This window comes from Allobosea sp. AAP35 (assembly GCF_001295925.1).
GTDB lineage: Bacteria > Pseudomonadota > Alphaproteobacteria > Rhizobiales > Beijerinckiaceae > Allobosea.
Genome location: NZ_LJHQ01000013.1, coordinates 1 through 10,133, shown reverse-complemented (window position 1 = coordinate 10,133; position 10,133 = coordinate 1). Strand labels below are relative to the sequence as shown.

Here is a 10,133-nt window from a genome sequence, read left to right as displayed (position 1 = left end):
CCCTGGGGGTACTACGGCCCCTGTGCGAGGAGCTCGCTGGAAAGGTCTTATGGCTCACGCCTTCGTCCCATGCCTGACGGCGCGACAACCCGCTGAGGGGAACTGGCGTCAAAAGGCTCGCGGCGGAGGATGGCTTTCGACCCCATAAGCGCGGCCCGGAGACTTAAAGACGCCGATGAGCGGAGCGCCACGGGGCGTGCGGGCAGTGGCTCAATCTGCCCGCGCCGCGTCCTGGCTCAATGGATGCGGATCTTTACCCTCGCGCCTCGCGGCGCTCCGCTGCCCCTCGCTTTGGAAGCCGCCCGTGGTGACGCGGGCGGGGATTGGGCGTGGGCGCAAGGATGGGCGTCGTCGCGGGGAGGGGAGCGCGGTTGCGGGACGGGGCTTCGCGTCAGATCGCCAGGCGGTCGGGATCGACATGGAGCGTCACCGCCACGCCGTCCTGCGCCCAGTCATATTCGATCGTTCCCTTGAGCTGGCCGGTCACGCTGCGCTGGATCAGCTTGCTGCCATAGCCGCCGACGCCCAGCGGCGGCTTGACCTTGGGGCCGCCGCTCTCGGTCCAGACGATGGTGACGGCTTCGTCGCGCGCCGAGCAGGAGACATCGAGCGTGCCGGTATCCACCGACAGGGCGCCGTATTTCAGCGAATTCGTCGCCAATTCATGCACGACCAGCGCGAAGATGGTGGTCGCGGCCTCGCCGACGCGGATGCGCGGCACGGAGACGCGGATGCGCCCGCTGAAGGCGCCGAGATCGTCGTAAGGGGCAAGCAGCACGGTCAAGAGGTCGCCGAGCAGCGCGGATGCCGCTTCCGTCTGCCCCGGCACGGGGCGCACCAGATCATGCGCGCGGCCCAGCGCGGTGAGGCGCTGCGTCAGTTCGCGGGCCATGTCGTTGGTCGTCGTGGTCGAGCGCGAGGTGATGGCGGTGAGGCCCGACGCGATGGCGAGCAGGTTCTTGACCCGGTGGCTCATCTCGCCGGCGAGCAGCTCGCGGCCCTCTTCCGCCTGCTTGCGGCCGGTGACGTCGATGAAGATGCCGAACATGATCCGCTTGACCATGCCGGCGTCGTTGCCCTGGCCGCGCGCCGAGACCCAGCGCAGTTCGTCCCGGATGATGATCCGGAAATCGATCTCATAGGGGCCGATGATCGAGCGCGTCGCGGTGAAGGCGGCCCGGACCCGGTCGCGATCGGCCGGGTGGATATGGGCGGAAAGGTCCTCGAAATTGACGTCGATGCCGCGCGGAATGCCCCAGAGATCATAGGCGAGGTCGTCCATCGCCAGGGCGTCGGAATCGACATTCCAGGACCAGAGCGTGACGCCGGCCGCTTCGATCGCGCGAACGAGATTTCGGGGCTCCCACAGAAGCGGTTTGAGATCTTCCGGGGTGGTCGTCATCAACACTCCAACGCGATCGGCGGTTTGAGGCGCCGCTCCGGCGGACCCTCAAACAGCAATGGGGGCGGCAGCTTAATCGTCCCTGAACACGCGCTCATTGCGCTCGTGGCGCTCCTGGGCTTCCAGCGAGAGCGTCGCGATCGGGCGGGCTTCGAGGCGCTTCAGCGAGATCGGCTCGCCGGTCTCCTCGCAATAGCCATAGGTGTTCTCGTCGATGCGGGCGATGGCCGATTCGATCTTGGAGATCAGCTTGCGCTGGCGGTCGCGGGCGCGCAGCTCGATCGCGCGGTCGGTCTCGGAGGAGGCGCGGTCGGCGATGTCGGGGTGGTTCTCGCTTTCGCTCTGCAGCGTGACCAGCGTCTCGCGCGCTTCTTTCAGGATTTCCTCCTTCCAGGCTATCAGCTTGCCGCGAAAATACTCGCGCTGCCGATCGTTCATGAACGGTTCGTCGTCGGTGGGCTTGTAGTCCGCGTCGAGGGAGATCTGCTTCGACATAGGCGCACTCTCTGAGTTGGTCGTCCCGCAGCGCCCACCGACATTGCCGTGGGAGGGCCGCCGATTTGGCGCCCTTATAGCGATGACCATGGCGGGTCACAATCGGGTTGGACGCCGCGTCCGGTGCTGTTTTCAGGCGGCATGTTTTGGCGTTTCAGCGCGGCTGGAGCGGGGTTTTAACCGCTCATCCTCAGCGCATCGTCGCCAGCGCGGCTTCGATGTCCGCCTCCACCAGCCGGGCGAGGGGCTGGCGGTAATGACCCGGATCGCGGAACTGATTCGGGTCGTGCAGTTCAGGGCGGTCGATGCGCCAGTCGATCAGCGCGGTCCGGGGCCGGCGGGCCGCGAGTGCGGCGAAGGCGTTGAGAGCGTCCCCGCCAGCAAGGCCAGGGCTATTGCGAAACGGCGTATGAACGCCGCCCGGCATGCCTCGGATGACGGGCTCGCCAGATCCCGCGCCGCGCCGGGCTCAGAACTGGAAGTAGATGAACTCATAATTGGCGTCTTCGCCGATCTTGAAGAGAATCAGCACGAACAGGATGGCCGCGACGACCGCGAGCCAGCGCGAGGGTGCGAGCCGGTGGACCAGCGCCCATGCGGTCGGGCCGAGGATTGCAAACGCTGCGGCCGGGAGCAAAGCGCGCCATTTGAAGCCGGTGCCGAGCGGACTGAGGCCGATCAGCCCCTTGTAGATCGCCAGCGCCGCCTCAAAGGTCGTCGCCCGGAACAGCACCCAGCAGAGCGCCACGAACAGGAAGGTCAGCAGCCAGCCGAGCGCGGCAGGCATCGGCCAGCCGGCGCGGCGCCACAACAGGGCGATGATCAGGGCGAGGCCATGGGCGGCGCCCCAGGCGACGAAGGTCAGACCCGCGCCGTGCCAGAGACCGCCCAGCGCCATGGTGGCAAACAGCGCCCAGACCTGGCGCGGCAGGCCATGTCGCGAGCCGCCGAGCGCGATGTAGAGATAGTCGCGCAGGAAGCGCGACAGCGTCATGTGCCAGCGCCGCCAGAAATCCTGGATGCTGGCCGCGCGGTAGGGCGTCTCGAAGTTCGGCGGCAGCACGATCCCGAAGAGTAGGGCCAGCCCCAGCGCCATGTCGGTGTAGCCGGAGAAGTCGAAATAGATCTGGAAGGTGAAGGCGAGTGTGCCCTGCCAGGCCTGCGCCACCGAGACGACCTGGCCGGCGGCGGCGGCTGCGAAGACCGGATTGGCATACTCGGCCAGCGGATCGCCGAGCAGCACCTTCTTGGCGAGGCCGGCGGTGAGCAGCAGAAGCCCGCGTCCGAAGCGCTCGGCGGCGTCGGCCCTCAGATAGGGGCGCTCGTCGAACTGGTGCATGATCTCGCGCCAGCGCACCAGTGGCCCGGCCAGCACCTGCGGGAAAAAGGCGATGTAGAGCCCGTAGCGGACGAGATCGTAGCGCGGCGCCTGTCCCCGACGCAGATCGGTCAGGTACATCACATGGTGGAAGGTGAAGAAGGAGATGCCGAGCGGCAGCGCCAGATCGAGCTTTGGCGCCGGCAGACCCGGAATCATCGCGGCGAGATCGCCGAAGAAGTTGAAGTACTTGAACAGCGCCAGGACGAGCAGGTTGGCGACGATGGCGGCCGTGATCAGCGCCCCCGAACGCGTCTTCTGGAAACCCTCCGCGACCAGCCAGTTGACCAGGATCGAGGCCATCAGCAGCGGCAGGAAGCGCCAGTCCCAATAGGCGTAGAAGGCCAGCGACAGCACCAGCAGCAGCGGCAGCCGCCAGACCGGGGCGAAACGCTCGACCAGCCAGTGCAGGCCGAGCGCCAGCGGCAGGAAGGCGAGCAGAAAGGCGAAGGAGTTGAAGAGCATTGGGCCGGCGGGGACGAGGAGATGCCCGGATAGAGCAGATTTGCGATGCGGGGAACCCGCTTGCCTTGTGAAGCAGCACTCCCTGGAAATCGCCTATCAGGCATGCCAGCAAAAATGGCTCGCACGAGGCGAGCCATGAGCGCGGTCAGGCGCAGGCGTTCAGACGCATTTTCCGTTGTAGTAGCGCTTTCCGCTGTTGGTGCCGCAACGTGCAAATGCCGTCTCGGCAGCAATGGCAGTAGCAAACAGCGACAGAACAAGCATCGCAAAGAGTTTCTTCATATCATCAGCCCCCGATTTGTTGTCTACATCACCATAAGTCATGCGCCGCGCAACGCTGTCAAGATCGGTGTGGTATGGCAATAAACCATCCTCACAGCGGAATGTTGTCGTGCTTGCGCCAGGGCCGCTCGACGCTCTTGGTGCGCAGCATGGCGAGCGCCCGCGCGATGCGGCGGCGCGTGCCGTGGGGCAGGATCACCTCGTCGATATAGCCGCGCTCGGCCGCCACGAAGGGGGACATGAAGCGGTCCTCGTATTCCTTGGTCTGGCGCGCGATCGTCTCCGCGTCGCCGCCGCGGAAGATGATCTCGACGGCGCCCTTGGCGCCCATCACCGCGATCTGGGCGGAGGGCCAGGCGTAGTTCACATCGGCCCCGACATGCTTGGAGGCCATCACGTCATAGGCGCCGCCGAAGGCCTTGCGGGTAATCACGGTGACCAGCGGCACGGTGCATTCGCTGTAGGCGTAGAGCAGCTTGGCGCCGTGCTTGATCAGCCCGCCATATTCCTGCGCCGTGCCCGGCAGGAAGCCGGGAACGTCGACGAAGGTGACGATCGGGATCTCGAAGGCGTCGCAATAACGCACGAAGCGGGCGGCCTTGCGGCTGGCGTCGGAATCCAGCACGCCGGCCAGCACCATCGGCTGGTTGGCGACGATGCCGACGGTGCGGCCCTCGATGCGGCCGAAGCCGGTGACGATGTTGCCGGCGTAAGCGCCTTGAATCTCGAAGAAATCGCCCTCGTCGAGCGTCTTCAGGATCAGTTCCTTGATGTCATAGGGCTTGTTGGGATTGTCCGGCACCAGTGTGTCGAGACTCATATCGACACGGTCGGGCACATCGAAGCTCGGCCATTCCGGCACGCCGACGGTGTTGTTGGCCGGCAGGAAGTCGAGCAGGCGGCGGATCTGCAGCAGCGCCTCGACATCGTTCTCGAAGGCGCCATCTGCGACCGAGGATTTCGTGGTGTGGACCTTGGCGCCGCCGAGCTCCTCCGAGGTCACGGTCTCGTTGGTCACCGTCTTCACCACCTCGGGGCCGGTGACGAACATGTAGGAGGTGTCGCGGACCATGAAGATGAAATCGGTCATCGCCGGGGAATAGACGTCGCCACCGGCGCAGGGGCCCATGATGACGGAGATCTGCGGGATCACGCCCGAGGCCGCGACATTGCGCTTGAAGACCTCGCCATAGCCGCCCAGCGCCGCCACGCCCTCCTGGATGCGGGCGCCGCCAGCATCGAACAGGCCGACAATGGGGGCGCGCATCTTCAGCGCCATGTCCTGGATCTTGATGATCTTCTGGGCATGGGTCTCAGAGAGCGAGCCGCCGAAGACGGTGAAATCCTTGGAGAAGACGAAGACGGTGCGGCCATTGACCGTGCCCCAGCCGGTGACGACGCCGTCGCCGGGGATCTTCTCGGCCTTCTCCATGCCGAAATCGACGCAGCGGTGCTGCACGAACATGTCGAACTCCTCGAAGGAGTCCTTGTCGAGCAGAAGCTCGATCCGCTCGCGCGCCGAGAGCTTGCCCTTGCCATGCTGGGCCGCGATGCGCTTGGCCCCGCCGCCCTGGCGGGCGCCTTCGCGACGATCTTCGAGCTGTTCGAGAATGTCTTTCATGAGGGACGCCCCGGAGCCGACGATGAGGATCTGTGGCTTCCGGATTAAGCGGCGTCGCGGTCTGTGTCCATCGGCGGCCGGTGCGGCTTTCGGCTAGCCCTGCGTGAGCAACAGCACCGCCGCGTCGAACTCCGTCCGCCGGATGGCGCGGCGCTCGGCGGCATCCTCGTCCTGGCCCCAGATCCCGATCTGGTAATCCTCGTCGCAATGGGCGGCGGCCCAGATCGTGTCGGCATCGCGCAGACCGAAGTGGAGCGCCAGCATCAGCAGGGTCGAGCCGGTCAGCGTCATGACGTTGTGGGCGCCCGCCAGCGCCACGGGGGCCGGGATGTCCGCGACATGGCGGGCCACGGCCTCGAGCGTGGTCTGCGGCTGCTCTGCGAACACGATGCCCTGCGCGAGGATGAAACGCGCGCCGATCCTGGCCTCGACCTCAAGGCGGATCGGCTCCCAGAGCGCGTCCTGCCGCGCGACCAGCTCCTGGGGTTCGCCGGCGCGGTAGCAGAGTGCGTCGGAGCCGGCATAGCGGACGATCTCGTCGCGCACGGCCTCGTGCTGGTCGGCGACGCCGTCCAGCGCCGAATTGACCAGCCGGGTCAGCGGCATGCGGGCCGGGTCGATCTTCTCGCTAGGCGCATGCCATTCGGCGGCGAGCGCCTCGGCGACCGAGCGCGACGTCACGGCCAGCGGGTTGCGGGCCGGGGTGCGAGCGGTGCGGCCGTCGAGCGCGACATGAAAGAGCCCGTCACGCTCCAGCACGGCGGCGGCCTCGTAGAAGCGGCTGGGCAGGGCGTTGCGCATCGCCTTCTGGGCGGCGGCGACGGGATCGGGCTGGCGCTGGCCGGCAGCACCGAAGCGGGCGAGGAAATCATCGGTCGACATGGACCGCGCTTTAGCACGGCTCCATGGCGCGGTCAGCCGCCGAAACGGTCGCGCCAGGCCGGGAGCGCGCCTTCGAAGGGGAGGGCGGTCGCGGCATGGATGCCGCGCGCCACGGCGCGTGCCAGCACGTCGGCGGCCGTGGCGCAGAGTTCGGTCAGGGCGAAGGCGTCCGACGGCGCGCCGCTGTGGCCGGTGGCGGCTGCGAAGACGATGTCGCCATCGAGCGCGGCATGGGCGGGCCGCAGGGCGCGGGCGAGCCCGTCATGGGCGGCCAGCGCCAGGCGCTTGCACTGCGCCTTGGTCAAGACAGCATCGGTCGCGACCAAGGCGATCGTCGTGTTCTGACCGGTGCCGCCCTTGAAGCGCAAGGCGAGATCGGCCGGCGACAGGGAGGCCGGCCAGCCGCGCTCGCCGAACTCATCGCCCTGCTCGTAAGGGGCTGCCCAGAAATGCGGGCCGTCACCGATCGTGGCGGTGCCGACGGCGTTGACCGCGACGAGCGCGCCGATCGTCTGCCCGGTGGCTGCCCGCGCGCTGGCCGAGCCGAGCCCGCCCTTGAGCGTGGCGGTGGTTGCGCCGAAACCTGCGCCGGCCGTGCCCAGCGCGAAATCGGCGCCCGCCTGCGCCACGGCCTGCGCGCCGAGCCGGCGATAGGGCGCTTCCGCCTCGCCCTTCGCCCAGAATTTGTCGCCGCCATTGAGCAGGTCGAACAGGATCGCCTGGGGGACGATCGGGACATGCAAGGGGCCGATGGGGAAGCCGCGACCCTGGCCGGCGAGCCAGGCCATGACGCCATCGGCAGCGGCGAGACCCCAGGCCGAGCCGCCTGCGAGCGCGATCGCATCGACGTGCTCGACCGTCATTTCCGGCTCGAGCAGCGCCGTCTCGCGCACGCCGGGCGCTCCGCCCAGGATCGCGACCGAGGCGACGGTCGGGCGCTCGAACAGGGCGACCGTGACGCCGGTGGCAGCCGCGGCATCATGGGCCTGCCCGACGAGCACGCCGCGCACATCGGTGATGAGGTTTCGCATGGGAACACCAGTATCGGAGAGAACGGAACGCGAAGGGTGATCGGGCGTTACATTACGATCTCTTCATGATTGCGCCATCGCAGCGACAGCGCAGCAGGCCCAAGGTAGCGACATCGCGACCCGGCTTCGAGACCCGCTCAGCGACTGACATATCCAACGACCTCCATGGGAGAATCCGCATGAAACCTATCGCACTGATCGCAGCCACCTCCATCGCTGCGCTGGCCGCGAGCTTCGCGATCGCCCAGCCCCAGCCGATCCCGCCCGCAGGCGGTGACCGCGACGGCCCGCGTTCCGAGCGCTCCGAGCGTTCTGACCGTTCCGAGAGCCGCGAGCAGCGCCGCACTGAGCGACGCGAACAGCGTGCCGAGCGGATGCAGGCGCGCCTCAACGAGCGCCTGGCCGAGCTTCGCACCGACATGAAGCTGAGGCCCGAGCAGGTGCCACTGTTCGAGACCGTGGAATCGGTCATCAAGAAGCGGGCCGAGGAGCGTCAGGCCGGCTGGACGGCGATGCGCGAGCAGCGCGAGAACTTCCGCGACGCCGACATCATGGAGAAGCTCGACATGATGTCGGGGCGCCAGGGTGAGCGCGCCGCGCGCTCCAAGGAACTCGCCGATGCCGTGCGCCCGCTCTGGACCACGCTCAGCGACGAGCAGAAGACCGTGGCGCGCCGTGCCGTGCGCGAGGCGATGGCCGAGGGGCGCCATCGCATGGAGCGAATGCGCGAGCGCATGCGGGACCATCGCGGCCATGACCATGACGATGATCGCGGCCCGCGCCGCTGGCACGACGACCGTGGTGATCGCGGCGATCGCGGCGATCGTCGCGGCTGATCGACGACAGGCTCATCCAACAGGGGGCGGCTCGCGAGAGCCGCCCTTTTTCATGTCGCGATCAGGTGCCGACCGCGTCGGTAACGCATTTCTTGGTGAAGCTGGTCTTGGCGGCGCCGAACAGCTTCTTGTCGGCGGCAGCCTTGTCGCAGGTCGCGCCGGCGTCCTTCTCGCATTTGGTGAGGAAGCTGGTCTTGGCCGCGCCATTCAGCTTCCTGTCGCCGGCCTGGGCGGTGCAACTCTGGGCCTGGGCGAAGGTCGAGAGGCAGGTGAGGGCGAGCGCCGCTATCAGGGTCTTCGTCATCGCAGGTGATTCCCGTTCCCAGGGTTGGGACGCCAAGGCTTAACCCGGCGTGAGGCGAGGGCAAGCGGCATGTGCCCAACCACAGGCGCTGCCGCATAGGGATGTCTCAGCCCTCATCCTGAGGAGCGCCCACAGGGCGCGTCTCGAAGGATGCTCCAGTGGGTGCATCCCGCGCGAACTGGAGCAACCTTCGAGACGCCGCGTGCCGCGGCTCCTCAGGATGAGGGCTCGGATGCGACATCTTCACGTTCCCGCCATGTTTTCGCCGCAGGCGCTAACGCCTTGGCAAACAAAGCAGAAATAGCCGTTTACCCTGCCTGTTCAGGATCAATTCACGTGTTTCCGTTTACGCTTCAGAAGTGATTGCGAAACAAAGTTCCGCAGTGATTTGCAAGAAGGGGAAAGCCATGAAGGCGACATGGTTGGTCTGGGCGATGCGCGGTTTCATCGGCGTCGTCTTCGTCGCGAGCCTGTTTGGGCCCTATGCGCTGTCGATCCTGATCGGGTGTCTGGGCCTCGGCTGCTATTATTTTCGCGACGAGGTCGGCTCGCATCTGTGATGCGGGCTGACATCAGCCATCGCGCGCCGTTCAGGCGCGCGTGATGACGGGCACGCCGATCAGGAGCGGGTGGAGCCAGAACGCGAAGGCGAGATAGGCCGCGAGCCCCACAACGATCGCGATCACGTCGCTGCGGCCGAAGGCGACGGTGCCCATGGCGGCGCTGCGCGCGATCTCCTCGGGCCGGCGCTTGACCGAGATCCGCGCCATCACCGCCCAGGCCAGGAAGCTGCCGAACAGCAGCATGCTGCCGAGATCGCCATTGGAGAGCAGATGGGCGGTGGCCCAGATCTTCACGGCCAGCAGCATCGGGTGCTTGACGCGCGACAGGAGCCAGGAGGGCCGCTTGCCCACCGCCAGCAGGATGAAGATCGGCAGGTTGAGCAGGAGCGCCAGATGCCGCGTCCAGACCGGCGGCTCCCAGACCGGCGTGTAGCCGGCCGCGCGCTGGAGCCCATAGCCATAGATCAGCAGCACGAAGCCGAGGATCGACACGGCCGAATACAGCCCCTTGTAGCCGCCCGCGCCGAACCGCTCGATCAGGCGCGCGCGCAGATCGCGCTTCATCGTGACGGCGTGCATGCCGAGGAACAGGACGAGGCCGAGGATCAGGACGAGCATGCGGGGGACGCCTCAGGTTGTAGCGATTCCAACCATGGACTGGCGGGGTGGGGTTTGGCCATGGGTTTGTGAGTGTGAGGAGCGCTCGCGGGCTGCTTCAATCGCCGCGCCCGTGATCCCTCCGTCGCCGTCATTCCGGGCGAGCGAAGCGAAGACCCGGAATCCATCGTAGAGCGCCGCGCCTTACGATGGATTCCGGAGCGGCGCCGCTTCGCGGCTTGTCCGGAATGACGGGGAGGGGGGCGACGGCGGCGGG

12 protein-coding genes are annotated in these 10,133 nt (G+C 67.1%); 2 read left to right on the top strand and 10 right to left on the bottom strand.

The features are described from left to right. Positions 1-391 precede the first annotated feature (391 nt). The 8 genes from IP69_RS06210 to IP69_RS06180 all read right to left on the bottom strand — a co-directional run bounded on the left by IP69_RS06210 (position 392) and on the right by IP69_RS06180 (position 7,556). Positions 392-1,402 (bottom strand): sensor histidine kinase, encoded by a 1,011-nt coding sequence (locus IP69_RS06210; RefSeq protein WP_054141959.1) that lies wholly within the window; start codon positions 1,400-1,402, stop codon positions 392-394. Positions 1,403-1,474: 72 nt separating this feature from the next. Beyond that, positions 1,475-1,897, bottom strand: a complete 423-nt coding sequence (gene dksA, locus IP69_RS06205; RefSeq protein ID WP_054141958.1) for an RNA polymerase-binding protein DksA — start codon at positions 1,895-1,897, stop codon at positions 1,475-1,477. Positions 1,898-2,087: 190 nt separating this feature from the next. Beyond that, positions 2,088-2,324: a hypothetical protein gene (locus IP69_RS06200; RefSeq protein ID WP_054141957.1), complete on the bottom strand. Its 237-nt coding sequence runs from the start codon at positions 2,322-2,324 to the stop codon at positions 2,088-2,090. A 42-nt stretch (positions 2,325-2,366) separates the two neighbouring features. Next, positions 2,367-3,740, bottom strand: a complete 1,374-nt coding sequence (locus IP69_RS06195; protein ID WP_054141956.1) for an MBOAT family O-acyltransferase — start codon at positions 3,738-3,740, stop codon at positions 2,367-2,369. Positions 3,741-3,899: 159 nt separating this feature from the next. Then, positions 3,900-4,103 carry a hypothetical protein gene (locus IP69_RS21735; RefSeq protein ID WP_156323318.1) on the bottom strand — a complete coding sequence of 68 codons (204 nt, stop codon included), beginning with the start codon at positions 4,101-4,103 and terminating at the stop codon, positions 3,900-3,902. A gap of 10 nt (positions 4,104-4,113) precedes the next feature. Further along, positions 4,114-5,643, bottom strand: a complete 1,530-nt coding sequence (locus IP69_RS06190; RefSeq protein ID WP_054141955.1) for an acyl-CoA carboxylase subunit beta — start codon at positions 5,641-5,643, stop codon at positions 4,114-4,116. A gap of 93 nt (positions 5,644-5,736) precedes the next feature. Continuing rightward, complete coding sequence (locus tag IP69_RS06185; RefSeq protein WP_054141954.1) at positions 5,737-6,525, bottom strand: ATP12 family protein; 789 nt, start codon at positions 6,523-6,525, stop codon at positions 5,737-5,739. Positions 6,526-6,557: 32 nt separating this feature from the next. Continuing rightward, complete coding sequence (locus IP69_RS06180; protein WP_054141953.1) at positions 6,558-7,556, bottom strand: P1 family peptidase; 999 nt, start codon at positions 7,554-7,556, stop codon at positions 6,558-6,560. Between the two features lie 179 nt (positions 7,557-7,735). Here IP69_RS06180 and IP69_RS06175 point away from each other — a divergent pair, with 179 nt between their 5' ends. Next, the gene (locus IP69_RS06175) at positions 7,736-8,392 is read left to right on the top strand and encodes a Spy/CpxP family protein refolding chaperone (protein ID WP_054141952.1); all 657 of its coding nucleotides are present in this window, start codon (positions 7,736-7,738) and stop codon (positions 8,390-8,392) included. A 61-nt stretch (positions 8,393-8,453) separates the two neighbouring features. Here the strand turns inward: IP69_RS06175 and IP69_RS06170 are convergent, their stop codons facing one another. Further along, complete coding sequence (locus tag IP69_RS06170; protein WP_054141951.1) at positions 8,454-8,696, bottom strand: hypothetical protein; 243 nt, start codon at positions 8,694-8,696, stop codon at positions 8,454-8,456. Positions 8,697-9,103: 407 nt separating this feature from the next. Here IP69_RS06170 and IP69_RS21730 point away from each other — a divergent pair, with 407 nt between their 5' ends. Further along, positions 9,104-9,256: a hypothetical protein gene (locus IP69_RS21730; protein WP_156323316.1), complete on the top strand. Its 153-nt coding sequence runs from the start codon at positions 9,104-9,106 to the stop codon at positions 9,254-9,256. A gap of 30 nt (positions 9,257-9,286) precedes the next feature. Here the strand turns inward: IP69_RS21730 and IP69_RS06165 are convergent, their stop codons facing one another. Continuing rightward, positions 9,287-9,877 (bottom strand): NnrU family protein, encoded by a 591-nt coding sequence (locus tag IP69_RS06165; RefSeq protein ID WP_054141950.1) that lies wholly within the window; start codon positions 9,875-9,877, stop codon positions 9,287-9,289. Between the last annotated feature and the right edge of the window lie 256 nt (positions 9,878-10,133).

Coding starts and splice junctions, on each gene's coding strand:
- IP69_RS06190 (WP_054141955.1), bottom strand. CDS start 5,643: ATGAAAGACATTCTCGAACAGCTCGAAGATCGTCGCGAAGGCGCCCGC.
- IP69_RS06165 (WP_054141950.1), bottom strand. CDS start 9,877: ATGCTCGTCCTGATCCTCGGCCTCGTCCTGTTCCTCGGCATGCACGCC.
- IP69_RS06175 (WP_054141952.1), top strand. CDS start 7,736: ATGAAACCTATCGCACTGATCGCAGCCACCTCCATCGCTGCGCTGGCC.
- IP69_RS06210 (WP_054141959.1), bottom strand. CDS start 1,402: ATGACGACCACCCCGGAAGATCTCAAACCGCTTCTGTGGGAGCCCCGA.
- IP69_RS06185 (WP_054141954.1), bottom strand. CDS start 6,525: ATGTCGACCGATGATTTCCTCGCCCGCTTCGGTGCTGCCGGCCAGCGC.
- IP69_RS06170 (WP_054141951.1), bottom strand. CDS start 8,696: ATGACGAAGACCCTGATAGCGGCGCTCGCCCTCACCTGCCTCTCGACC.
- IP69_RS06180 (WP_054141953.1), bottom strand. CDS start 7,556: ATGCGAAACCTCATCACCGATGTGCGCGGCGTGCTCGTCGGGCAGGCC.
- dksA (WP_054141958.1), bottom strand. CDS start 1,897: ATGTCGAAGCAGATCTCCCTCGACGCGGACTACAAGCCCACCGACGAC.
- IP69_RS06200 (WP_054141957.1), bottom strand. CDS start 2,324: ATGCCGGGCGGCGTTCATACGCCGTTTCGCAATAGCCCTGGCCTTGCT.
- IP69_RS21730 (WP_156323316.1), top strand. CDS start 9,104: ATGAAGGCGACATGGTTGGTCTGGGCGATGCGCGGTTTCATCGGCGTC.
- IP69_RS06195 (WP_054141956.1), bottom strand. CDS start 3,740: ATGCTCTTCAACTCCTTCGCCTTTCTGCTCGCCTTCCTGCCGCTGGCG.